Source organism: Parabacteroides sp. ZJ-118 (assembly GCF_011038785.1).
Classification (GTDB): Bacteria; Bacteroidota; Bacteroidia; order Bacteroidales; family Tannerellaceae; genus Parabacteroides.
In genome coordinates, this window is record NZ_JAAKDT010000048.1 from 1 (window position 1) to 24,008 (window position 24,008).

Consider the following 24,008-nt stretch of genomic DNA (forward strand, 5'->3'; position numbering starts at 1 on the left):
CAACATCGAAGTTGTCTATCAGCACATCCGGCAGGATGGCTCGTAACAATTGTTCGGGTTTCATGCCCCTAAGTTAATCAATATAGTTGAGAACGTCATCCCCCCAACCGGAAAAATCCGCTGACCCTTTGTTTGCTGAATCGGCAACAATAAAGTTCATACCTTGCCGTTATATTAAGCGTTTACTGAATGATTCTGACTTATGAGCAGCATATACGATTCTCGTCAAAGATGGAAATTTGGCTTTATTTTCGCCGCGGTATTGATCGCTATGGCTTCTGTGGTAGTCTCGGATCTCTTGATTAAGGATCTGGCTCGAGAAGAGCGTCAGAAGATCGAGGTTTGGAGTGAGGCAACCCGGGTCATGACCAGTGAGAATCCAAGCCTGAATATGAATCTTATCCTGAAAATCATTCAAGGGAATACTTCCATCCCTGTTATATTGTGCAGTGAGACGGATAGCGTGGTTTCTTACAATAATATAGAGATCCCGGAAAAGAATGTGGCGCGGTTTATGACGAACAAGGTTAAGGAACTGAAAGCTAAAAATCCTCCGATCGTGATTGACATGGAGGATGGTACTTACCAATATTTGTATTACGATGATTCGATTATCTTAAAGCGATTGCTTGTTTATCCCTACGCGCAATTATCCGTTGTATTTGTTTTTATAGTAATCGCTTTTTTAGCCTTAGCCAGCACAAAGAAGGCGGAACAGAATAAAGTATGGGTCGGATTATCGAAAGAGACGGCTCATCAGTTAGGAACGCCTATATCATCGTTGATCGCGTGGGTCGAATATTTGCGAACGAAAGACATGGATCCTTCTCTATTGACAGAGATGGATAAGGACGTGAAGCGTTTGCAAACGATAGCGGAACGTTTCTCTAAGATCGGCTCGGATCCGGATCCGGTCCCGACAAATATCGTGGAGTCCATCCGTACGGCTTTGGGATATATGGAGACCCGTATTTCCTCGAAGGTGAAAATCAATACCTATTTACCGGAGCGACCGGTATTGGTCTTGATGAATGATTCCCTGTTCGCTTGGGTCATTGAGAATCTGACGAAAAACGCGGTGGACGCCATGGAAGGGCAGGGTGAGATTTCGCTGAAAGTAGAGGAAAGAGACAAGGTCGTGCTGATCGATCTGACAGATACCGGAAAAGGCATCCCGAAATCAAAATTCAAGACGGTTTTCAATCCGGGGTATACGACCAAGAAACGCGGCTGGGGGCTGGGCTTGTCCCTGGTAAAGCGTATTATCGAGTCCTTCCAAGGAGGAAGGATTTTCGTGAAGAGTTCCGAGCTGGGGAAAGGGACGACTTTTCGTATGAAATTGAGGAAATATAAAGGCTAAATCGCAGGATGGGAAAAAATAAGCATAAGGGTATTGTTTTTGTATTTAGTTTTTTCGTACCTTTGCAAGGTTTTTACACTAAAAGGCTTTGGGAAAATTTAAATTGTATAGTATAGATTTGAAGAATCTCTTTCCGGGAGTACACGAATTCGAGTATCTTTTGGAGAACAAGTTTTTTGTGGATATTGACGGAACCGAGGTCCAGAAGGGCAAAGTGAAGGTCCATCTTACCGTAAAGCGGTCGTCAATGATATTTGAGATGAACTTTCAGATAGAGGGGGTTGTTGTCGTTCCATGCGATAGATGCTTGGACGATATGGAAATTCCGATTGATACCCACAATCGTCTGGTGGTAAAATTCGGCAAGGAATATGCCGAGGAGAGTGATGAGGTTGTCGTGATACCGGAAGAGGAGGGCGCCATTAATCTGGCGTGGTTCTTGTATGAGTTTATCGCCTTGGCGGTTCCCATGAAGCATGTACATGCGCCGGGTAAATGTAACAAGGCAATGTCGTCTAAATTGAAGAAACATACCGCTAGAAGTTCGGACGAGACCGAAGACGATTTTGAGGATGACATGGACGGTGATGACAGGACGTCGGAAGGTGACGGGAGCGCTCGTCCTGCCGATCCTCGTTGGGATGCCCTGAAAGGTTTGCTGGAGAATGATAACAATTAAATAAATAAAACAATGGCACATCCTAAAAGAAGACAAGGTAAGACAAGAACAGCCAAGAGAAGAACGCATGACAAGGCTGTAGTTCCAACAATGGCAATTTGCCCGAACTGTGGCGCGTGGCACGTCTACCACACGGTATGTGGTGAGTGCGGTTATTACAGAGGTAAGTTAGCGATTGAAAAAGAAGTCGCCGTGTAAGTTTGTCAGCTGATATGGTTTGATGAACAAAAGAAATAGCCCTAAAAGTTTATTTTAGGGCTTTTTTTTAATAGCGATCAGTAGTCCTTTTATTTTTTAAGTTATGGATAAGATAAACGCGGTTATCACAGGAGTGGGTGGATACGTCCCCGAGGATGTATTGACAAATGAGGATATTTCCAAAATGGTCGATACGACGGACGAGTGGATCATGACCCGTGTAGGCATCAAGGAGCGCAGGATATTGAGAGGGGAGGGCGTAGGGCTCTCTTACATGGGAATACGGGCCGTGAGGCAGTTGCTCGAGAAAACGAACCTGGATCCGGAAGAAGTGGAGGTCCTCTTGATCGCTACGACCACCCCGGATCATCATTTCCCGACCACTTCTTCTATCATCGCCTACCATACAGGTTGTAAGAACGCGATGACGTTTGATATGCAAGGCGCGTGCGCGGGTTTCCTGTACGCGCTGGAGACGGGCGCTAATTATATTCGCTCGGGGCGTTACAAGAAGGTGGTGGTCGTAGCGGGCGATAAGATGACGGCCATCACGGATTACCAGGATCGCACGACCTGCCCCCTGTTCGGGGACGGTTGCGGGGCGGTCCTGCTGGAGCCGACTGCCGAGGCGCTCGGTGTCAGGGATACGATTTTGCGTACAGACGGCGTAGGCTATCCGCATCTGATCATGAAGTCGGGTGGCTCGGCCTATCCGCCTTCCCGCGAGACGGTGGATAACCGCGAGCATTTCGTTTACCAGGACGGACGGGTGGTGTTTAAGTATGCGGTCTCTTACATGGCGGACGTGGCCGCCGAGATCGCGGAGCGGAATGGCTTGACGCATGATGATATCGCGTGGATCGTCCCGCACCAAGCGAATCTGCGGATCATCGACGCTACGGCCAAACGCTTGGGCGTAACCATGGACAAGGTGATGGTCAATATCCAGAAATACGGTAACACGAGCGCCGGCACGATCCCAATCTGCCTATGGGAATGGGAGCGTCGGTTGAGGAAAGGTGATAACCTGATCCTCGCCGCTTTCGGGGCGGGCTTTACGTGGGGCGCGGTTTATCTGAAATGGGGGTATGATGGAGAAAAAGCATAAATCGGGTTTTGTCAATATCGTCGGAAACCCGAACGTGGGCAAGTCCACGTTGATGAACCGTCTGGTCGGCGAGCGGATCTCGATCATCACCTCGAAGGCGCAGACGACAAGGCATCGCATCATGGGTATCGTGAATACCGACGATATGCAAATCGTGTACTCTGACACGCCGGGAGTCTTGCGGCCGAATTACAAGCTGCAGGAATCCATGCTTAATTTCTCCCAATCCGCCTTGGGCGACGCCGACGTGCTGCTGTACGTGACGGATGTCGTCGAGACGATCGACAAGAACAACGAGTTCCTGGCGCGGGTGCAAGGCATGACCTGCCCGGTCCTCTTGCTGATCAATAAGATCGACCGGACCGATCAGCCGAGGCTGGAGGCGCTCGCGGACCGGTGGAGGGAATGGCTCCCGAAGGCCGAGATCATCCCGATCGCCGCGCTCTCCAACTTCAACGTCGATTACGTGAGGCGCCGGGTGGAGGAGCTGGTGCCCGACTCGCCGCCCTATTTCGAGAAAGACGCCCTGACCGACAAGCCGGCCCGTTTCTTCGTGACAGAGATCATCCGCGAGAAGATCCTGCTGTATTACCAGAAGGAGATCCCTTACGCGGTGGAGGTGGTGGTCGAGTTGTTCAAGGAAGAGGACGCGCTGATCCGTATCAAGGCGCTGATCATCGTGGAGCGCGATACCCAGAAGGGGATCATCATCGGGCATCAAGGGCAGGCGTTGAAGAAAGTAGGCGCCATGGCCCGGAAGGATATCGAACGTTTCTTCGGGAAGAAGGTGTTCCTGGAGATGTTTGTCAAAGTGGAGAAAGACTGGCGTAACCGCGACAACTTATTGAGGCGCTTCGGTTATCAGCTGGACTAATAATCATAGCATACGAAAGGAGAAATTATGGGAAATATAGTAGCGATAGTGGGGAGGCCCAACGTGGGTAAGTCTACCCTTTTCAACCGCTTGACGGGTACCCGCCAGGCGATCGTGAACGAGGAGGCGGGCACGACCCGCGACCGCCAGTACGGCAAGGTGGAGTGGACCGGCAGGGAGTTCTCGCTGATCGACACCGGCGGATGGGTGGTGAACTCGGAGGATGTCTTCGAGGAGGAGATCAACAAGCAGGTGAAAGTGGCGGTCGAGGAGGCGGACGCGATCCTGTTCGTCGTCGACGTGTCGAGCGGCGTCACGAGCCTGGACCTGGAGGTGGCGCGGATCTTGCGCCGTCGCGAGCGGCCGGTGATCGTGGTGGCGAACAAGGCGGACAATTACGCCCTGCATCCGGCCTCGGCGGAGTTTTACACGCTGGGCCTGGGCGACCCGCTCTGCGTCTCGGCCATCAACGGCTCGTATTCCGGGGACCTGCTGGACAAGATCGTGGCCACGTTGCCCGAGGAGAAGACGGAGCTGCCGGAGGAGGCGTTGCCCCGCCTCGCGGTCATCGGACGCCCGAACGCGGGAAAGTCTTCCCTCATCAACGCGTTCATCGGCGAGGAACGGCATATCGTCACCGATATCGCGGGCACGACCCGCGATTCCATCTACACGCGGTACAATAAGTTCGGCCAGAACTTTTATCTGGTGGACACGGCGGGCATCCGCAAGAAGGGGAAGGTGAACGAGGACCTGGAGTATTACTCGGTGATCCGTTCGATCCGCGCGATCGAGAACTCGGATGTCTGCGTGCTGATGCTGGACGCCACGCGGGGCATCGAGGGCCAGGATATGAATATCTTCTCGCTGGTGCAGAAGAACAAGAAGGGATTGGTGGTTTGCGTGAACAAGTGGGACCTGGTCGAGGACAAGAGCCAGAAGGTGATCGACTCGTACACGACCGCCATCCGCGCGCGCCTGGCGCCGTTCACCGACTTCCCGATCCTGTTTATCTCCGCGCTGACGAGGCAGCGTATCCTGAAGGTGCTGGAGATGGCCAGGAAGGTTTACGAGAACCGCTCGAAGCGTGTCCCCACGGCCAAGCTGAACGAGGTGATGCTCCCGGTCATCGAGAATTACCCCCCTCCCGCCTGGAAGGGCAAGTACATCAAGATCAAGTATATCACCCAGCTTCCGGCGGGCAGCGTGCCCTCCTTCGCGTTCTTCTGCAACTTGCCGCAATGGATCAAGGAGCCGTACAAACGTTTCCTGGAGAACAAGATCCGCGAGAACTGGGATTTTACCGGTACGCCGATCAACATCTTCATCCGGGAAAAGTAAACCCGATACGCGAGGTTCCGCCGGCGCGCTCACGGAAGGGAAAAACGGGGATGAACCTTGGTTTTATCCCTAAAAAAGCAGCGCGTTCGCGACGAATCCCCGTTAATAGTCGTATCTTCACGCCTCATTTGAAACCTTTAAAATAAAACGATCATGTTTACGCCAGCAATGACAAACGAGGAAATAGAGGCCGTGGCTTATAAGGACTTCCTGGAGATCCGGGGAAGGGTGGAAATCGCGAAGGACAAGTTCGTGCAAAGGGTGCGATGCACGCCCCCAGGCTTTTGGGCCTTGCACTCCCTGCAGGAGACGCATACCCTCCAGACCCGCTCCAAGAGTACATGGACCGTCTATTTCTATTACCTGTACACGACGCCGGCCGGCGCCGTGAAAGTCTCGTCGATACTCTACACCTCCCTGCCGGGAGAGGGGGGCACGGATTACCTGTTTATGAATAACCTCAACCGCTTCTGGCTGGAGCGGGTGAGCGCGGACTTCTCCCGGCAATACGAGGAGCGCTATGTCGCCCCGAACGGGATCCAGCTGAACGGGCTCCTGCCCGCGGTCTATTTCATGCGGACGGCCGGCGACCGGCAGATCCTCCCCTTCGCCCCCGATACGTGGACCGAGGAGGAGAGGCAGGAAAAAGTCCTCTTCGCCTCGGAGCAAGGCTTCATGGAGATGAAGCGGGAGGGACGCGTGGACATCTACCTCGCCTTCCGGGAGCTGAAAGGCGAGGACGACTCATAGGCGACGGGCAACAGCACCGCGTGCGTCTTCTCCGTCACCCGGCCCTTCACGCGGAAGGAACCCCGCAGGCGGATGTCGGCGGCGGAGGAGCCGACCCGCGCCTCGTAGCTGCCGGGCTCCACGACCCAATGGCTGGCGCGCTCGTCGAAGGAGGCCAGGTCCGAGTCCCTCACCTCGAAGAGGATCTCATCGCTCTCGCCCGGCTGGAGGAGCCGCGTCTTGGCGAAGCCTCTCAGCTCTTTCGCCGGCTTGTCCATGCTCTCGCCGGGGGCGGAGACGTAGAGCTGCGCCACCTCCTTCCCGGCCACCGGGCCGTTGTTCGTGACCGTGCAGCTGATGCGGTAGCCCGCGTCGCCCGCGAGGATCCGCAAGCCCGAGTAGTCGAAGGTCGTGTACGACAGTCCGTAGCCGAACGGGTAGGAGACGGGCACGCCGAACGTGTCGAAGTAACGATACCCCACGTAGATACCCTCCTCGTAGCAGGTATAGTCGATATTCCTCCGGTCCGTACGCTCCGGGCTCCCTCCCATGAATCCGGCCAGCATCTCTTTCGGGTCGAGGCTCGAGGCGTCCGGGAAATTCTTCGTGGAGGGCACGTCGGCGATGCTTGCGGGAAACGTCATCGGGAGCTTGCCGGACGGGTTCACCTTGCCCGACAGGATGTCGGCTACCGTGTTACCCCCTTCCTGCCCCGCCTGCCAGGCCAGCAGGATGGCGTCCGGGGCCGATTTCCAGCTGGCCGTCTCGATCACGCCCCCGATGTTCAGGATCACGACCACCTTCTTCCCCTCCCGGTGGAACGCGTCGCAGACCGATTGGATCAACGCCCGCTCATTCGCCGTCAGGTTGAAATCCCCCTCGACCTTCCGGTCCTGGAACTCGCCCGAGCTGCGCCCGATCGTGACGAAGGCGATATCCGCCTCCCGCGCCTTGGCGGCCAGCCCCGCGGCATCCGGCACGAACTCCGGGATACGGGGATGGTTGAAGAAAGCGGCCGCGGGATTCGCGTCCTTCGGCTGCCGGGCCTTCTCCTCGGCGCCGTAGCTCTCGTAGAGGGCTTTCACCTCGGCGTCCATGACGTAGCCGGCCCGCTCCAGGCCCTCCACGAGGGATACGGTATAGGCCTCGTTCACGTCGCCGCTGCCCGTGCCGCCGGCGATGAAATCGTACGAGGTCGTCCCGTAAGCCGCGATCTTCCGGATGCCCGGAGCCAGCGGCAAGGTGTTATCCGTGTTCTTCAACAAGACCATGCCCTCGGAGGCGGACGCGCGGGTCACCTCGGCGTGCGCCTTCAGGTCCGGTTGGTTGGAATAGGCGTAGCGGGCGAAGCGGGGCGACCGGAGAATCAGTCGCAAGACGCGGGTCACGTCCCGGTCCACCTCCTCGATGGCGAGCGAGCCCGTCTCGAGCGCCTTCAGCAGGGCCGCCTTCTGGTCCGGCCGCCCGGGCATCAGCAGGTCGTTTCCGGCGCGGATCTGGGCGGGAGCCTCCTTGCCGCCAAACCAGTCGGTCATGACAAGTCCGTCGAAGCCCCACTCGTCGCGGAGGATGGTCGTTAGCAAATCGCGGCTCTCGGAGGTATACTCGCCATTGATCTTGTTGTAGGAAGACATGACCGTCCACGGGCTCGCCTCTTTCACGACCCGCTCGAAACCCCTCAGGTAGATCTCCCGCAAGGCGCGGGCGGAGAGGCGGGCGTCCGTCCCCGTCCGGTTGGTCTCTTGGTTGTTGACGGCGAAGTGCTTGATGGAGGTCCCCACGCCATTGCTTTGGATGCCGTTTACCATCGCGGCCGCGATCCGGCCTGTCAGGTAGGGATCCTCGGAATAATACTCGAAGTTACGCCCGCAGAGAGGGCTTCGGTGGATGTTCAGCGCGGGGGCCAGGAGCACGTCGCAGCCGTATGCCTTCACCTCGTCGCCCATGGCCTTGCCCACGCTCTCGACCAATGCGGTGTTCCAGGTGGAGGCCAGCAAGGTGGCGACCGGGAATGCCGTGCAATAATAGGTCGCCTCGTCTCCCTCGCGCGTCGGGGAGATCCGCAGCCCGGCGGGGCCGTCGGCCACCACGATCGCGGGGATTCCCAGGCGTTCGATCGGGAAGGTCGTGCCGGCGGCCCCGGGCACGATGTCTTGCGTACTGCCCACTACGGCCGACTGGCCGCCGAAACCGGGCATTCCGGTCCCGATCAGCAGGGATACTTTCTCTTCGGTAGTCATGGCGGCCACGACTTTCTCGACAGGGTCTTCGCCCAATCGCGGCAAGGTCTGGGCCTGCCCCGCTCGCAGGGCCATCGTGAGGCACGCGAGCATGAATAGCTTGTTCATAATGGAATGATTTTTTAGAATGTGTTCAGCAATTGATGAATCTCGCGGACCATCCGCGTGGCGGATGTCTGGGTCTCGGATAATCCCTCCGGCGTGAACTTGGCGACCGCCCTGTCCAGCTTCTCGCGTTTGCCCTCGGCCCCCTTCGCGCTCAGCTCCTCCCGGAGGAGGCGGATCTTCTCGCAATCTTGCAGCCCCTCGACCAGACGCTCGAAGCGGATGCTGCTGCGCGGGCCGGGATAGATGCTGTAGGTGTCGCCCGCCGCCCAGGTGCGGAAACGCGAGTCGCGCAGGGGATCGGCGGTCCAGCTGTTGACCGACCAGCGCAGGTAGCCGTCGTAGCCCCCGGCCACGGCGTGCAAGACCGTCCACGCCGCCTCCGCCGGGTCGGAGAAGGTGAAGGTATTCGGGAAGGCTTCCGCGCAACAGGTGTAGACGGTGCTGATCTGGCCTTTGCGCTCGCGCTCGGCCTTCACCTCCTCGGGGAACTTGTGTCCGTAGGAAATGCTCAAGTAGTACAGGTCGGACTCGATTTCCGGATGGTAATTCCCGGCCAGCGAGATCTTGAAGGCCGGATCGGCTCGCTTGATGACCCGGATCGCCTCGCGCATCGCCTCCATCGGACGCTCGTCCATGGCGATGACGGTCTTCTCGAACCAGCCCTTCTCGCGCAGGTGGCGGGCGAAATCCTTCAGGAACGTATCCCAATAGCCGGCGTAGGCGGCGTCGCCGGGTTTCGCGTCGAGGAATCGTACGCGGTTTGTCGCCTCGTCGTAATAATCAAAAGACAAGGCCCAAGGGATCAGGGTATAGCAGCTGATCATGTCGTCGATGCCGATCTCGTCCATCATGAATCCCACCCATTTGTCGAAGACGGCGTAATCGTATCTCCACGTGCCGTCTATCTTCTTGATCCGGGTGATCATGCTGTCGAAATGATCCTCGGTCTGTCCGGCCCACGGTTTGTGCATGATGCTCGTGGTGATCGCGCGCTGCCCGGCGTTGGCCAGCATCCTCATGATCGGGCGCATGGCGTCGAAATGCGCCTCGCTCCAAAGCGGGACCTGGTAGTAACGGGCCACGGAATACGGGTTCTGCCACAAGTCCAGATGAAACGCCCAGTCTTTCGGGGCGGGAAGCGTGCGATCCAGCACGTCCACCTCTATTCGCAGCTCCAGGGGAGCGGCATTTTTCCCCGTGACGGTCAGGGTCCCCTTGTACCTACCGGCTTTCGCGGATTGGGGGATCCAGATATTCATCCAGATCGGCTGGGTCGTACGTGCCTGGATGTCGCGGATCTTTACGATATCCAAGACATCCGCCACGATCGAGGAGTCCCATTCCGCCTTGTTCTCGCGGTGCCCGCAACCGCCCTTACGGTCTTTGTTCAACTCATCGGTCATGACGTAACGGACGAAGTGCGTCGTGATCGCCGATGCCGGGATGCGGGAAGAGCCGCTCCTTAAGTCGCTCACGGCGATGGTGGCATCCTCGAGTCCCACCCGGGTCCATAACACGGCTTGCGCGTTTACCCGTTCCCCCTTCCAGGCTTTCGTCTGCCAGCGATCGCTTTTCCGCACATCCGGGATACGGAGTTTCGGATAGCGTATATCCGTCGTGCCCCAGCTCAATTGGGTCGGGGTTGATAGCTTGTCCCAGACCTCGTCGCTGTCACGCGGTTTCGTGTCGGTCAATTCCGTGTAGTCGCCCAGCGGGTATTTCTCGGATTGCTGGGCTACGGTAAAAAGGCTCAGTGCCAGGAAGGCACAAAGGATGAACGTGTTTCTCATACGATTGCTTGTTTTAGAATGTTAACTGAGGCAAAGATACGCATTATTTGTCAACTAACCGCTTGTAGTGGCACGCGAGCAGGTTCCCCCCGTCGTCGCGGAGGCGCATGCAGTTGCCCTCGCAATAGCGGAACATCTTGCAATCCGCGCATTCCCCTTTTCTCGCCCACCGGCGGTCGCGATACGGTTTAAACGCGTGATCCCAGGCATCGATGAAATCCTCCTTGTAGATGTTCCCCTGGTGGAAGTCCGCCCGTATGCCGGGACAACCGGAGATGGCGCCATCCGCGCGGATCGAGGCCGTGTGGATGCCGGCGTCGCATTGGAAAATCGAGTCCCTCACCTCCGCCTCGTAATTCCCGAGGAAGCCCTCGCAGCTGTAGCTGACGTGCATCTTGCCCTCTTTCCGGCAGAAGCGGATGAAGTTCATGACCCATGTGAACTGTTCGTTTGTCAGCCACAAGTCCCTCTCGCCCGCGGCGCGCCCGATCGGGAAGGTCGCGAAGAGACGCCACCGTTTTACGCCCATCTCGATCAGGAAATCCTTGAAGAGCATCAATTCCTTGAAGTTGCGTTGGTTCACGCAAGTCACCACGTCCCAGGCGATCTCCTTCTCCTCGGCCAGCATACAGAGGGCATCCACCGCTCTCTCGAAACTTCTCGGATCGCGGCGGAGCCAGTTGTGCGCCTCCTCGAGACCATCCAGGCTGATGGTCGCCGTGCGCAACCCGGAAGCCAAGAGCGAGTCGAGCCGTTCCCGGGTCATCAGGTAACCATTGGTGACGACCCCCCAGGGATATCCCCTGCGACACAGTTCCAAGCCGCATTCCTCGATATCCTCGCGAACCAGCGCCTCGCCTCCGGTAAAGAGGACGAGCACCTTGCCCGGCTCGACGTAAGGCGTGATACCGTCGATGACTTTCAGGAAGTCCTCGACCGGCATGTCCGGGACAGCGGGCGAGGCCGGGCAATCGCTTCCGCAATGGCGGCAGGACATGTTACAACGAAGCGTGCACTCCCAAAAGAGCGTATGCAACTCGTGGATTTTAGCCCTGTTCCTCTTGATGCTTCGGAAAAGCTCCAGGGCGATACGTTTCTTAATGTTCGGGTGTTTGTTCATAGGTATTGTTTTTTTCGCGGGCATTCCTGTCCATGCATTCAATTTCGCCGAAATTTACGACAATAGGATCAGATTTCCAAGGATATCGCCGATCATACGGGTGGATATAGCCGTACTTTTCGTATATTTGCCATCGCAATGCAACCGATCAATTTATGAGAGATTTCATACGTGTTTTAAAGCGTTTCGTGCCCCCATACAAGAAGTATATGGCCCTGAACATCGTGTTCAACGTGCTTTCCGCGATCTTGAACCTGTTTTCTTTCGCCTTGATTATCCCGATCCTTCAGATCTTGTTCAAGATGGATGAGGGGAATTACCTCTTCATGGATTGGAATTTTGACGCGGGAAGCTGGGAGTCGTGGAAGGCCTTGCCGGCGTTGATCAAGAATAACTTTTTTTGGTACGTGTCCGATTTAATACAGGTACACGGAGGCTCGTTCGCCTTGATTATGTTAGGACTCTTCCTGATCGTGGCGACTTTCTTGAAAGTGACGGCCCTGTATCTGGCTTTTTATACGATGATCCCGATCCGGACCGGAGTCGTTCGCGATATCCGTAACCGGATTAACCAAAAGATCACGCGGTTGCCGTTGGGCTTCTTCTCCGAGGAGCGGAAAGGGGATATTATCGCCCGCGTATCCGGAGACGTGAATGAGATAGAGACCTCCATCATGAGCTCGTTGGACATGTTGTTCAAGAACCCGATACTGATCGCGATCTATCTGGCGGGTATGGTCGCGATCAGCTGGCAACTTACCCTGTTCGTCTTGATCCTGCTGCCGTTGGCGGGTTATGTGATGGGACAAGTCGGCAAGAAGTTGAAACGGAAGTCCTTGGAAGGACAACAACAATGGGGATTCCTGATGAGCCAGATCGAGGAGACGTTAGGCGGGCTCCGTATTATCAAGGCCTTCAACGCCGAGAGAAAAATACAAGACCGCTTTGAGCGAAGCAATGATGCCTTCCGCCGGTTGACAAACCGCGTCTATCGCCGCCAACAGATGGCGCACCCGATGAGCGAGTTTTTGGGAACCGTTACGATCGCGATCGTACTTTGGTATGGAGGCACGCTGATCTTGAGCGCGCATAGCCCGATCGACGCTCCTACGTTCATTTATTACCTGGTTATTTTCTACAGCATCATCAATCCCGCGAAAGATCTGAGTAAGTCGGTTTACGCGATCCAGAAAGGCCTGGCCTCCATGGAACGCGTCGATAAGATCTTGAACGCGGAGACGGATATCCGGGATCCGGAACATCCGAAGGAAATCGCCTTGAAAGCGAAAATCAGTTACGAGAACGTTTGGTTTAAATACCAGGAAGCCTGGGTCCTGAAAGGGATCAATCTGGATATCCGGAAAGGAACGACCGTGGCTTTGGTCGGTCAGTCCGGTTCGGGTAAAAGTACCTTGGTAGACCTGTTGCCTCGCTTTTATGATGTGAATAAGGGGCGTATCCGTATTGATGATACGGATATCCGCGAGGCCACCCTGCTCGACCTTAGGGGATTGATGGGAAATGTCAATCAAGAGGCGATCTTGTTTAACGATACCTTCTTCAACAATATCGCTTTTGGCGTGGAAGGAGCTACGATGGAACAGGTGGAGGAGGCCGCGCGTATCGCCAACGCTCATGATTTTATCAAAGCGAGTGAGAAAGGGTACGACACCAATATCGGCGACCGGGGTGGCAAGCTGTCCGGCGGGCAACGCCAGCGCATCAGTATCGCCCGCGCGATCTTGAAGAATCCGCCGATCTTGATCTTGGATGAGGCCACATCCGCCTTGGATACGGAATCCGAACGTTTGGTACAAGAGGCGTTGGAGAACTTGATGAAGAACCGTACGACCGTGGTGATCGCCCACCGTCTCTCCACGATCCGCGGCGCGGACGAGATCTGTGTGATGCATGAGGGGGAGATCGTGGAACGGGGCAAACACGAGGAGTTGCTGGCCTTGAATGGCTATTATAAACGATTATGTGATATGCAAAGCTTTTAGGATGCTGCCGTGCGGACCCTCGGGTCGCCGCGGATCGTCTCTTCGGCTTTTGACAGAAAAACAATGACAAGGAACAATGGTATGAATGGGAAAGGAATTTATTTGATTTTGTTATCGCTCCTTTTCGGCTGTAATTTGCCGGACGCGAAAACCGGGAGGGAGCTGGCTTATCATTTTGACCAACCGGCGCGGATATGGGAAGAGACCTTGCCTCTGGGAAACGGCCGTATCGGTATGATGCCGGATGGCGGTATCGAGCGGGAGCATGTGGTCCTGAACGAGATCTCCCTGTGGTCCGGAAGCAAGCAAGATACGGACAATCCTCACGCGTATCGCGCTTTGGCGGATATTCGTCGCCTTTTATTTGAGGGACGGAATGACGAGGCACAGGATTTGATGTATAAGACGTTCGTCTGCGAAGGGGCCGGCAGTAATCTGGGCGACGGGGCGAACGCTCCGTACGGGAGTTACCAATTGTTCGGGAATCTGGTGCTGAGATATACCTATCCGGATGAATCGGATTCTATCGCGGGGTATCGCAGGCGGTTAAACCTAAGCGAGGCGATCGCTTCCGTCTCTTTCAAAAGAGGGGGCGTGAATTACCAACGGGAGATGTTTACCTCTTTTTCCGGAGATCTGGGAGTGATTCATCTGGTGGCGGACGCGGATCGGGCCTTGAATTTCTCGGTAGGCATGAATCGTCCGGAACATGCGACGGTCGCCGTGGACGGAAGGGACTTGCTGATGCGGGGACAATTGCCGGACGGAGTGGATACGCTGGAGATGAAAGGGACGCGTTTCGCTTCTCGTGTCCGTATCGTCTTGCCGAAGGGCGGAGATTTGGCAGCGACAGATAGCGGTCTGTCGGTGCGAAGTGCCTCGGAAGCGATCCTCCTGGTAAGTCTGGGGACGGATTATTTCGATAAAGACGGAGTCGGACCATCCTTGGAAGAATGCTTGTCGCGAGCGGAATCCAAGGATTTCGCCACCTTGCGCCGGGAACATACGCTCGCTTATCGCTCCCTGTTTGACCGGGTCTCTTTGAATTTGGGAAACGGCGAAAGGGATCATCTTCCGATCCCGGAGCGTTTGGCCGCGTTCGCCCAAGACAAGGACGATCCCGGATTGGCGGCTTTGTATTTCCAGTTCGGTCGATATTTGTTGATTTCCTCGACCCGGCAGGGGCTACTGCCCCCGAATTTGCAAGGCTTGTGGTGTAATACGATCCATACGCCCTGGAACGGGGATTATCACTTGAATATCAATTTGCAGATGAACCACTGGCCCGCGGAGGTAACGAACCTCTCCGAGTTGCACCTTCCGCTGATCGAATGGACGAAACAGCAAGTCCATAGCGGTGAACGCACGGCCAAGGCTTTTTATAACGCACGGGGATGGGTCACGCATATTTTAGGGAATGTCTGGGAATTTACCGCCCCGGGCGAACATCCCTCGTGGGGCGCCACGAATACATCCGCCGCGTGGCTATGCGAGCATTTGTATACGCATTATCAGTATACATTGGATCAGGCCTATTTGAGGGATGTCTATCCGACGATGAAGGGGGCTGCCCTATTCTTCGTGGATATGTTGGTACAAGATCCCCGCACCAAATACCTGGTGACGGCTCCTACGACCTCTCCGGAAAACGCGTATAAAATGCCAAACGGAAGTGTCGCGAGTATTTGTGCCGGATCGACGATGGATAACCAGATCGTGCGGGAATTATTTACGAATACGATCGAGGCCGCCGGGATTCTGGGCGTGGATAGCGCGTTCGCCGCTGAGTTGGCGATGAAACGAGATCGCTTGATGCCTACGACGATCGGTAAAGACGGCCGTATCCTGGAATGGCTCGAGGCGTATGAGGAGATAGAGCCTACCCATCGCCATGTCTCTCATTTATACGGGCTTTATCCCGGGAATGAGATCTCGGTGGCGCATACGCCGGAGTTGGCCGAGGCGGCCCGTAAATCCCTGCAGGTCCGTGGCGATCAAAGCACGGGCTGGTCTATGGCTTGGAAGATTAATTTCTGGGCGCGTCTACAGGAGGGCGATCATGCGTATAAATTGCTGGGTGATTTGTTACGTCCCTGCGTGGATGAGCATACGAGGGAGGTGAAGGGAGGCGGTTCGTATCCCAATCTGTTTTGCGCCCATCCTCCTTTCCAGATCGATGGCAATTTGGGAGGCACGGCGGGTATCGCGGAGATGCTGATACAGAGTCAGACCGGCTGGATCGAGTTTTTGCCGGCCCTGCCTTCCGCTTGGAAAAACGGAAGCTTTAGCGGTTTAAAAGTCCGGAATGGCGGGGAGGTGTCGGCTAAATGGACGGAAGGTCTGTTGACGGAAGCTCGATTGAAAGCGGTCGTTTCCGGTTCTTTCCAGATCAAGCTTCCGGCGAATACCGCGAACCTGAGTCTCAAGAAAAATCAGAAGCCGGTATCTTTACCCGTAATCGATGGCATGCTGACGGTGGACTTGCGGCAGGGCGATGAATTGGTAATCACCCTGTGAACCCTGTGCCGGCAGACCCATGCGGAGCGCGTCATTGCCCGGTTTTGTCCATGTGCTTCAAGACTTTGGCGTCCAGATAGAAAATGAGCTCTTCCGCTATGTTCGTGCAATGATCGCCGAAACGTTCCATTTTCCGGATAACGCCGGCCATATATAGCCCTGCCAACGCGCTGCCTTTATGCGTCTCTATATAGTTGGCGATAATAGCGCTGGAATTATGATTGATCTCATCGATCAAATTATCCTTCAAGAAGATCCGGGAAGCGATCTCCGAGCTCTCCTTCTCAAAAGCCTCTTTGGTGAGCGAGATCATGCTTAGTAGCTCCGACAGCATCTCTTCTACCCGGGTCTCCTTGATCAGTTGCGGATCGATCGGTTCCCCCTTGGGGAGGTTTCCGGCGAAGCGGGCGATGCTCTCGGCGAAATCCCCCAGACGCTCCAGGTTCGTATTAATCTTATACATAGCCAATACGAAACGCAGGTCGATCGCTACCGGCGCATACAAAGCGATGATGTCCTCGCAATCGCTGTCGATCTTTAGCTCGAAAGCATTTACCCGGCGTTCCCGGCTGATTACCTTATAAGCGAGTTCCCTATCTCCGGTGAGCATAGCCTCCCCCGCGTTGTATAATTGCTGGTGAACCAACGCCCACATCTCGCTGATACTATTTTTCAACGAATGAATCTCTTGCTCTATAACCTTCATACTCTTCAATGTTTCAATGTTTAATTCTCAATTATCCGAACCGTCCGGTAATGTAATTCTGTGTAGATTCCTTCTCCGGATTGGTGAATATCTTCCGGGTATTGTCGTATTCAATCAATTCCCCCAAATAGAAATATCCGGTCTTGTCGCTGACGCGGGCCGCTTGTTGCATATTATGGGTAACGATTACGATCGTATACTCATTTTTCAGCTCATGTATCAAATCCTCGATCTTGCTGGTCGAGATCGGGTCCAGCGCGGAAGTCGGCTCGTCCATCAAAAGGATGGAGGGCGAGATCGCCAAGGCACGGGCGATACACAGGCGTTGCTGCTGTCCGCCGGAAAGCGCGAAGGCCGATTCTTTCAGCTTATCCTTCACCTCCTCCCAGAGTACGACCTGCTTTAAGGTCTTGACCACCGTCTCCTCGATATAATTCTCATCGCTTACGCCGTTTACCCGCAGGCCGTAAGCGACATTCTCATAAATCGTCTTGGGAAAAGGGTTCGGCTTCTGGAAAACCATTCCCACGTTTTTACGTAAGCGATCCACTTTCTCGCTTTTCGTATAGATATCCCTTCCGTCGATCAGGATCTGGCCTTCCATGCGCGTGCCCGGTATCAGATCGTTCATGCGGTTGAACAGGCGGAGGAACGTGGACTTTCCGCAACCGGACGGTCCGATGAAAGCGGTGGACGTATTCGGCTCTATCTCCATGGAGATGTTCTTCAACGCATGGAAATCCCCATAATAAAAGTCTACGTTTTTAGCATCAATCTTTATCATAATGGTCTTGTTTTTTTAATTCATTTTTACCTTCTTGGCGAAATAACCGCGTAAGGCGTTCGCTAAAAGGTTTACCAATAATACGATGACAATCAGTACGAGCGCCGTGCCATAAGCCATTCCCCGGGAGGCCTCGATATCCGTACCGCTTGTAGAGATAACATATAAGTGGTACGGTAGCGCCATACATTGGTCGAAAATGCTTTTCGGCAATTGCGGCAAGAAATAAGCGGCCACCGTGAAAAGGATAGGGGCGGTCTCGCCGGAGACACGGCCGATCGAAAGGATCAATCCCGTGATAATGTTGGGGAACGCCATCGGCAGCACGACCCTGCGGATGGTCTGCAACTTCGTGGCTCCCAACGCCAGGCTGCCGTGGCGGAAAGAATCATCGATACTTTTCAGCGCCTCCTCCGTCGTGCGGATGATAAGCGGTAAAGACATCAGCGCCAAGGTAAACGAACCCGCTATGATGGAATCTCCCCAACCCAAGGTGCTTACGAATAGAGACATACCGAATAACCCGAAAACAACGGAAGGAACGCCGCTCAGATTATTCGTCATGATACGGATGAAGCGGATGAGTTTCCCGTTCGTGGCATACTCGTTCATATAAATACCACTCATGATGCCGATGGGAAAACTGATCAAGCTGCTTCCGAACACCAGATAGAGCGTACCTACGATAGCCGGAAAGATACCCCCGGAGGTCATGCCCTCCTGGGGCGCTTGTGTCAGGAAATCCCAACTGATCACGCTCGCTCCTTTTAGGATAATGAATCCCAGGATTACGAACAAGATCGCTACGACCAAATAACTCAGAAAAGAAAAGAAACCGAAAGCGACCTTCTGAGAGGCCCGTTTCCTCTTGTCTATATTCCCTAAATGTTGAATAGGTGCCATGTCTTGAATTAGATTTTACGTTTGGACGAAATATACTCTACGGCGATACTTAATGCCAAGGTGATGAGGAACAATACGGTTCCCAGCATAAACAGGGCTTGGTAATGCGCTCCACCCGCGGGAGCCTCCCCCAATTCCGCCGCGATCGTGGCGGGTATGGTCCGTACCGGTTCGAAGAACGAGGTCGGGATAACGGCGGCGTTTCCGGTTACCATCAACACGGCCATCGTCTCGCCGATCGCACGTCCGATACCCAATACGATGGCAGACGTGATACCGGATATGGAGTAGGGGATAATTACTTTATAGATGGTTTGCCATTGCGTGGCCCCCAAGGCCAAGCTGGCCTCCTTCATGGCTCGCGGGGTAGTCCGCATGGCATCTTCCGCCACCGTGATGATGGTCGGCAACGCCATGATCGCCAGGACCACGCTTCCGGCGAAAGCCGTCTCGCCTACCGGAAGGTCCAAGCTCTTTTGGATAAGGGGAACGATCACCACCAATCCGAAGAAGCCGTACACAACGGAGGGAATACCTGCCAGTAGCTCGATAATCGGCTTCAATAAATTACGGGTTTTTGTATTGGCGATCTCTGCCATATAGATCGCTACCGCTACTCCGAAAGGGAGGGACAAGACGATCGCTCCTATACTTACCAACAGCGTGCCCAGTAACAGAGGGGTCAGGCCAAAGATCGGGGCGGGAGCGGAGGTCGGATACCATTTCGTCCCTCCAAAGAACTCCGAAGGCTTGATCGCGGCTCCCGATATGATTTTCCCCGTAAAGTTCTCCGACTTGTATTGTTCCGGGAAGAACGCGATAATCCCCGGTTCTTTATGGATAAGCTCATTGATCTTCTCGGGAACATATTGAAACTCGTCACCCAGCTCTTCTTCCGTATAATAGTGGGTTAGGTCCGAGAACCGGAAGACTTGTATCGCTTGATCTTCTCCGTTTAGATTTTCCCAATTGGTGATATGGGCATCGAAGACATCCATGATTTGCTCGGGCGACAAACGCTCGACCGGATTCTCCCGGTTCACGGCCAATACATACCCTTCCTCTACCTCCGGACTGCTAAAAAGACCTGTGGCCTCTTTAAACAAGAAGACGATGATCAACAAGATCGTAAAGCTACTGACGCTTCCACTGATCAAGAATCCCCCTTCCACTAATTTTTCGATAAACTTTCTCACAATCTTTGCCTATTTGTTCCGACGCGAAGAACGGATATATATATTACAGCATGATTAAGATGGTTTGAAGGGGCTATTTCAAGGCGAAGGGGCGTCTCTTCTCCCTCCTTTCCCCTCCCTCAAAAAAGGCTTCTCAAGCGAATAACGGATCACTTCCTGACGCGTAAGCTTGCGGCGACATTCTGACATTTTGTAAACGGAAGTCCCGGAGAATCGATTCTTTCGGGCCAAGGGACAAGGCGCTTCCAATTCTACGTTAAAATATATTTAATCGATTCATCTTTAGCCGGATATCGAAAAGTGTCCTTTCATTCCAGCGAAAATCACTCATCCGAAAGCCTATCCATTGACCTCTTTGGGCGATTTCATGGGCTTACGACTGGGTTCTAACGAGGTTACAATGCCTATTCACGGCGGTTTACAACCCTATTCTTGATGGTTTATAATGCCCGGCGGCAGCATTTGTGTCGTCCGGCGCGGCTATATGCGTAGGTTTTTGCCCCCTTTTGTACTTGAAAACGGAGATATTCTCACCCAAAAGCGCCTTTCGCGGCACCTCTTGGCTTCCGGTTTGGCCGATCTTAGGAACGTGGCTGTCACGATTAGCCTATAAAACGAATCAGAAAGAAAGGAAAAGGACGATTTGGATGTCTTATCGATAACGGAGTTTAGGGTTGTAAGGAGCGACAAGCGAGCGGCTCCGGAGGAGGTCCGGGTCATTGGATCCTGAATGAAAGCGCCGTGAGGGAGTATCGTTACGATGGGAATACGCTATATATATGTACACGTACATTAAATGATACGATATGGGACAAAACGGCGAGTTTAAACGATCGTTTAAATTCGTCATTTGCAAAGGTACGCGTTTCTTTGATTCCTGCAACCCTTCCGTGTTATTTTTTTTATTCCTTATCCGCTTTCTTATCAATAGGATAGCCTATCGCTGACAAACCCGCCGCTTCCTCTGACAAACCCACCCTTTTTCCCTTTCGAAAACGCAAGATTTAAACGATCGTTTAGACTCGCCATTTTCGAAAGTCGGTAAGGCGATCGAAGAAGTGGATAAGTACTTAATTAACACTATTATTAATATTAAATTTTAGATTATGAACAAAAAGTTTTCTACTTTGCTTGTCGGTGCTATGTTGGCGACTGCGTTTTCCGCTGGCGCGCAAAAGGTAGGCGATCAGGTTTTATTGAAGGCCTCATCCCAATACTTGACTGTAGCCGCTGAGACAACATCTGCCGCACAGTTTGGTCAAGTGGGTTTAACTCCTTCGATCTCGACTTTGGATCTATTAAACCCGGCTACATGGAAGGTTTCCGCGAAGAAATCTTCTTTGGGAAAGACACTTTACTCTTTCACAAACCCGGCGAGTGGTCTTACATTGGCTGTTGATCCATCTTTGGCCGTGACTACCGCTCCTACGACTCCTTCTCCGTTGGTATTAGGTGGTAGCGCTACGGAATGGATTGTTGAGAACAACACTTTGGTCTCTTATTTCAAGTCCGACTCGGTTGTCTATATCGCTCAAACCGGTACCAAATTCTACTTGGCAAAAGATGCGGCTGCTACAACTTCTCATGCAGACGCTTTGAAACTTGATGTGAACACAAATGATTTCCCGACTGGTATCGTGTTGTCTGCCACTGATTTGAATACGTTGTTGAAATCTGTTTCTGTTGAAGGATTCTTTGGTTTGACAATGACTCCGCAAGTTTCTTCCGGCGAGGCTAATCATTTGAGCGATACTAAGCTGCAGGCTGAGCCTGGAGTTCAAATCGATCATGTGAAATTGTATAATGGAAAGAAAGTTGACAACAAGAAGCAATATGTGGTAGTTGATACCGCTTATTATACAGGAACAGAGTCTGATAAGTTTGTTAAGTTCACGTATGACGAGATGGACGCTAAAGGACGTGATAAAGGTTCTTATGAGTTCAAATTCACATATGATGCCAAAAACAATAATATCTTGGTACAAGTTTATAAAGTCGCTTACAAGATTGTAAAGGCTAGTTCTAGTGTAACGGATGTAGCTTTCAAGGCCGAATTGGCTAAGTACAACAATGCTGAATGGCCTGCTACTGACGTTACTCCTACGTCTGCTCTTACTACTACAGTGGCGAAATTGGATAAATGTACTGATGATCAGTACATTTATATGCCAGACTTGGCAGGTAAAAAAGTGTTGACGGTTAAGTATAGCAGCGTATCTCCTGCTGCTCCAGCAGATCAGAACGTGAAGATCGTATTGGGTACACAATTCTCCGGTTTGAAACCGACTTCTTTGGCTGAGGGTATTTATATGATCAAGGTGCGTACTTCTGGTTTAGATAAGTCTGGTGTTGAGAGACAGAACTGTGAGGATGGTGATTATCTGATCGCAAACTTGGGGGGATATTTTGGATATATGCCGCAGCAGAAGAATCAGGACTTCGATCATATGCCTGCCGCTCAGTGGGTGGTTAAGAAGAATGGAACTTCTGATACAGCTCCTGTGGAGATCTATAACCGTGAGTTCACAAGTCTAGATGTGGCTGCGGGAAATTATAATCGCAGTTTCAAGCTGAACGGCCAGTTGTTCAAGGCTGGAGATAACAACGTATTCTTCGCGGATGGTGACACCTTGGAGTTCATTCCGGTATCTAAGGAAAGCGTGGAGAACGATAAGCTGGGTTACAAGTATGTGACAGAAGATGATACGAAAGTTCAATCTTATTTGTTCAATTATTTGCACGGTTTATCTTCCGATAAATTCTTGTATGTTCCGTTTGATAAGGATTCTATCATCCGTGTAGATGAGAATGGAGAGAAGTCTATCTTCCGTTTGGAGATCGTTGTTAAGGACGATAAGTATGGTTACGACAATAGCTTGGTTCGTAACGTATATCGCATCAAGGATAATTATAATCGTAATTTAGGATATGATCACAACTTGAAGAAATATGTATTCTCAAAGACTGCCCACGGAACTTATTTCTTGAAAGAGAACAACGATAAGGATGGCAAGCATTTCTATACGATCATTCCGGCTATTATAGAACGGACATTTGATAAGGAAGGTAAGAATGGACAATATGTAGTATGGGATCATGATTTTGATGTTTATGATAATACAGGGACTAAAGTAAGGAACGTTAGCGCTAAGTCTAACGACTATGCTTCTTCTAAGGTATCTGTAGACGACAATACGTTGGATTTGGTAAAAGGTAACATCTATGATAAGTTTATAAACGGTGGCTATGAGGCTCGTACTTCCGCTTTCGCTGTTGAGATCTATGATTCTCCTCTGTACCGTCGTTTCAATAACGAGGCTTTGGGTGAGAGCAAGACGGATAGCGCACAATGCTTGGCATTCGTTGAGAATGTTCGTAACGAGTACTTGATGGATGAGATGAACGAGAACTTGCAAGACAGCCATGTTGACTACGCAGGTATCTGGAACGCGGAGAAGGCCGGTGGCAAGTTGTTCTTCCATGTAGATACGGCTTGGGTGAACCGTGGCTTGGGTTATATCAAACCGCAGTATTTGATCTCTGTCGCTCGTAATGATCAAGACGGTGTGGCCACAGAGCCTTGTACAGAGGCCGGTCCTCATATCGACGCTGAGGGTCATATCACGGACGATCCTTACAAGTGCGTACATGCGAACCGCGGCAAATTAGGCTTCGTTTATGGCAAGTACTTGGTTAACTTCTCTGATTCCGCTGCTGCAGTGGAAGAGACGGACGCTAAGGTTAATCCGTACAGGATCAACTCTCAGAATAATGGTACTTATAGCTACACTCGCGTAGGTTTCGTACCGGCTATCAAGGTGGGTGACTCTTTGGTTGTCTTGACAAACGGCTTCGAGAAGATGGAACCGGCCAAGTTGGATACCGCTACGATCTTCAAGAACTACCGCGACAATAAGTTGACGAAATTTATCGTAGACTTGGTTGGTGATAAGCACAAGAATGTTACTTGGTCATTCCGTCACGTGAATCCGGATAAGGCTGCAGGCGTTGAGGCTGAAGGCGAGGCAAATGCGTTCTTGATTGAGTCCAATGTTTATGCTCATGATTATGAGAATGATGTAGTAGATGGTAAATACACGACCGTTTATGGTTGCGAGGAACATCGTATCGCTCCTGCTTCTAAGGCTGCTTGGTTGAAGATGCAGAACGGTTGCTTGGTATTGACTGATAATTCCGCTACGTTCGGCAACGCTAAGACAAACGCTGACGGTGCCTTGGTATTCAACGTAGAGCAAATGGCCGAAGGTGATGAGTTCGTCACTTCCAACGACGAGATCGCCGCTGAGGGTATCGCTATCGTAGCCGGCAACGGTGTCGTAACGATCCAGGGC

The 24,008-nt window shown here is 52.9% G+C and carries 17 protein-coding genes; 10 read left to right on the forward strand and 7 right to left on the reverse strand.

Going from position 1 to position 24,008, the window contains the following annotated elements:
• Positions 1-202: 202 nt before the first annotated feature.
• The 7 genes from G7Y39_RS11575 (at position 203) to G7Y39_RS11605 (ending at position 6,310) form a co-directional block, all read left to right on the forward strand.
• The gene (locus G7Y39_RS11575; protein ID WP_165157617.1) at positions 203-1,360 is read left to right on the forward strand and encodes a HAMP domain-containing sensor histidine kinase; all 1,158 of its coding nucleotides are present in this window, start codon (positions 203-205) and stop codon (positions 1,358-1,360) included.
• A gap of 88 nt (positions 1,361-1,448) precedes the next feature.
• Positions 1,449-2,039 (forward strand): DUF177 domain-containing protein, encoded by a 591-nt coding sequence (locus tag G7Y39_RS11580; protein WP_165157618.1) that lies wholly within the window; start codon positions 1,449-1,451, stop codon positions 2,037-2,039.
• Positions 2,040-2,051: 12 nt separating this feature from the next.
• On the forward strand, positions 2,052-2,237 hold the full coding sequence (gene rpmF, locus G7Y39_RS11585; protein ID WP_165157619.1) for a 50S ribosomal protein L32: 186 nt from the start codon (positions 2,052-2,054) through the stop codon (positions 2,235-2,237).
• Between the two features lie 103 nt (positions 2,238-2,340).
• Positions 2,341-3,345: a beta-ketoacyl-ACP synthase III gene (locus tag G7Y39_RS11590; protein WP_165157620.1), complete on the forward strand. Its 1,005-nt coding sequence runs from the start codon at positions 2,341-2,343 to the stop codon at positions 3,343-3,345.
• Entirely contained in the window at positions 3,329-4,219 is an 891-nt protein-coding gene (gene era / locus G7Y39_RS11595; protein WP_165157632.1) for a GTPase Era, read from the forward strand. The genes G7Y39_RS11590 and era overlap by 17 nt, the downstream gene beginning before the upstream one ends.
• 27 nt (positions 4,220-4,246) lie before the next feature.
• Positions 4,247-5,560 carry a ribosome biogenesis GTPase Der gene (gene der, locus G7Y39_RS11600; RefSeq protein ID WP_165157621.1) on the forward strand — a complete coding sequence of 438 codons (1,314 nt, stop codon included), beginning with the start codon at positions 4,247-4,249 and terminating at the stop codon, positions 5,558-5,560.
• 153 nt (positions 5,561-5,713) lie between these two features.
• The gene (locus G7Y39_RS11605) at positions 5,714-6,310 is read left to right on the forward strand and encodes a hypothetical protein (RefSeq protein WP_165157622.1); all 597 of its coding nucleotides are present in this window, start codon (positions 5,714-5,716) and stop codon (positions 6,308-6,310) included.
• Here the strand turns inward: G7Y39_RS11605 and G7Y39_RS11610 are convergent.
• Genes G7Y39_RS11610 through G7Y39_RS11620 form a run of 3 tightly spaced genes read right to left on the reverse strand, consistent with a single transcriptional unit; the run spans position 6,268 to position 11,547 of the window.
• Entirely contained in the window at positions 6,268-8,637 is a 2,370-nt protein-coding gene (locus G7Y39_RS11610) for a glycoside hydrolase family 3 N-terminal domain-containing protein (RefSeq protein ID WP_165157623.1), read from the reverse strand. The two genes, G7Y39_RS11605 and G7Y39_RS11610, sit on opposite strands and share 43 nt — an antisense overlap.
• 14 nt (positions 8,638-8,651) lie before the next feature.
• Positions 8,652-10,427 carry a DUF4091 domain-containing protein gene (locus G7Y39_RS11615; protein WP_165157624.1) on the reverse strand — a complete coding sequence of 592 codons (1,776 nt, stop codon included), beginning with the start codon at positions 10,425-10,427 and terminating at the stop codon, positions 8,652-8,654.
• 43 nt (positions 10,428-10,470) lie between these two features.
• Positions 10,471-11,547 carry a TIGR04133 family radical SAM/SPASM protein gene (locus G7Y39_RS11620; protein ID WP_165157625.1) on the reverse strand — a complete coding sequence of 359 codons (1,077 nt, stop codon included), beginning with the start codon at positions 11,545-11,547 and terminating at the stop codon, positions 10,471-10,473.
• A gap of 155 nt (positions 11,548-11,702) precedes the next feature.
• Here G7Y39_RS11620 and G7Y39_RS11625 point away from each other — a divergent pair, with 155 nt between their 5' ends.
• Together G7Y39_RS11625 and G7Y39_RS11630 are read left to right on the forward strand one after the other, a co-directional pair.
• Positions 11,703-13,550, forward strand: a complete 1,848-nt coding sequence (locus tag G7Y39_RS11625; protein WP_165157626.1) for an ABC transporter ATP-binding protein — start codon at positions 11,703-11,705, stop codon at positions 13,548-13,550.
• Between the two features lie 81 nt (positions 13,551-13,631).
• Positions 13,632-16,067, forward strand: coding sequence for a glycoside hydrolase N-terminal domain-containing protein (locus tag G7Y39_RS11630; RefSeq protein ID WP_165157633.1), 2,436 nt, complete (start codon positions 13,632-13,634; stop codon positions 16,065-16,067).
• A 31-nt stretch (positions 16,068-16,098) separates the two neighbouring features.
• Here the strand turns inward: G7Y39_RS11630 and phoU are convergent, their stop codons facing one another.
• From phoU to pstC, 4 genes are read right to left on the reverse strand one after another with little or no spacing between them, the layout of a single operon-like run.
• The gene (gene phoU / locus G7Y39_RS11635; RefSeq protein ID WP_165157627.1) at positions 16,099-16,773 is read right to left on the reverse strand and encodes a phosphate signaling complex protein PhoU; all 675 of its coding nucleotides are present in this window, start codon (positions 16,771-16,773) and stop codon (positions 16,099-16,101) included.
• A 31-nt stretch (positions 16,774-16,804) separates the two neighbouring features.
• Complete coding sequence (gene pstB / locus G7Y39_RS11640) at positions 16,805-17,557, reverse strand: phosphate ABC transporter ATP-binding protein PstB (RefSeq protein ID WP_165157628.1); 753 nt, start codon at positions 17,555-17,557, stop codon at positions 16,805-16,807.
• 15 nt (positions 17,558-17,572) lie between these two features.
• Entirely contained in the window at positions 17,573-18,460 is an 888-nt protein-coding gene (pstA, locus tag G7Y39_RS11645; protein WP_165157629.1) for a phosphate ABC transporter permease PstA, read from the reverse strand.
• An 8-nt stretch (positions 18,461-18,468) separates the two neighbouring features.
• Entirely contained in the window at positions 18,469-19,656 is a 1,188-nt protein-coding gene (gene pstC / locus G7Y39_RS11650) for a phosphate ABC transporter permease subunit PstC (RefSeq protein WP_165157630.1), read from the reverse strand.
• A gap of 1,106 nt (positions 19,657-20,762) precedes the next feature.
• Here pstC and G7Y39_RS11655 point away from each other — a divergent pair.
• Positions 20,763-24,008, forward strand: a 3,246-nt coding sequence (locus tag G7Y39_RS11655; RefSeq protein ID WP_165157631.1) for a hypothetical protein, incomplete at its 3' end; no start/stop codon positions are given.

Bases quoted from the DNA above. Each gene is read 5' to 3' on its own strand.
- G7Y39_RS11575 (WP_165157617.1), top strand. From the start codon at position 203: ATGAGCAGCATATACGATTCTCGTCAAAGATGGAAATTTGGCTTTATT.
- rpmF (WP_165157619.1), top strand. From the start codon at position 2,052: ATGGCACATCCTAAAAGAAGACAAGGTAAGACAAGAACAGCCAAGAGA.
- G7Y39_RS11590 (WP_165157620.1), top strand. From the start codon at position 2,341: ATGGATAAGATAAACGCGGTTATCACAGGAGTGGGTGGATACGTCCCC.
- era (WP_165157632.1), top strand. From the start codon at position 3,329: ATGGAGAAAAAGCATAAATCGGGTTTTGTCAATATCGTCGGAAACCCG.
- der (WP_165157621.1), top strand. From the start codon at position 4,247: ATGGGAAATATAGTAGCGATAGTGGGGAGGCCCAACGTGGGTAAGTCT.
- G7Y39_RS11605 (WP_165157622.1), top strand. From the start codon at position 5,714: ATGTTTACGCCAGCAATGACAAACGAGGAAATAGAGGCCGTGGCTTAT.
- G7Y39_RS11610 (WP_165157623.1), bottom strand. From the start codon at position 8,637: ATGAACAAGCTATTCATGCTCGCGTGCCTCACGATGGCCCTGCGAGCG.
- G7Y39_RS11615 (WP_165157624.1), bottom strand. From the start codon at position 10,427: ATGAGAAACACGTTCATCCTTTGTGCCTTCCTGGCACTGAGCCTTTTT.
- G7Y39_RS11620 (WP_165157625.1), bottom strand. From the start codon at position 11,547: ATGAACAAACACCCGAACATTAAGAAACGTATCGCCCTGGAGCTTTTC.
- G7Y39_RS11625 (WP_165157626.1), top strand. From the start codon at position 11,703: ATGAGAGATTTCATACGTGTTTTAAAGCGTTTCGTGCCCCCATACAAG.
- G7Y39_RS11630 (WP_165157633.1), top strand. From the start codon at position 13,632: ATGAATGGGAAAGGAATTTATTTGATTTTGTTATCGCTCCTTTTCGGC.
- phoU (WP_165157627.1), bottom strand. From the start codon at position 16,773: ATGAAGGTTATAGAGCAAGAGATTCATTCGTTGAAAAATAGTATCAGC.
- pstB (WP_165157628.1), bottom strand. From the start codon at position 17,557: ATGATAAAGATTGATGCTAAAAACGTAGACTTTTATTATGGGGATTTC.
- pstA (WP_165157629.1), bottom strand. From the start codon at position 18,460: ATGGCACCTATTCAACATTTAGGGAATATAGACAAGAGGAAACGGGCC.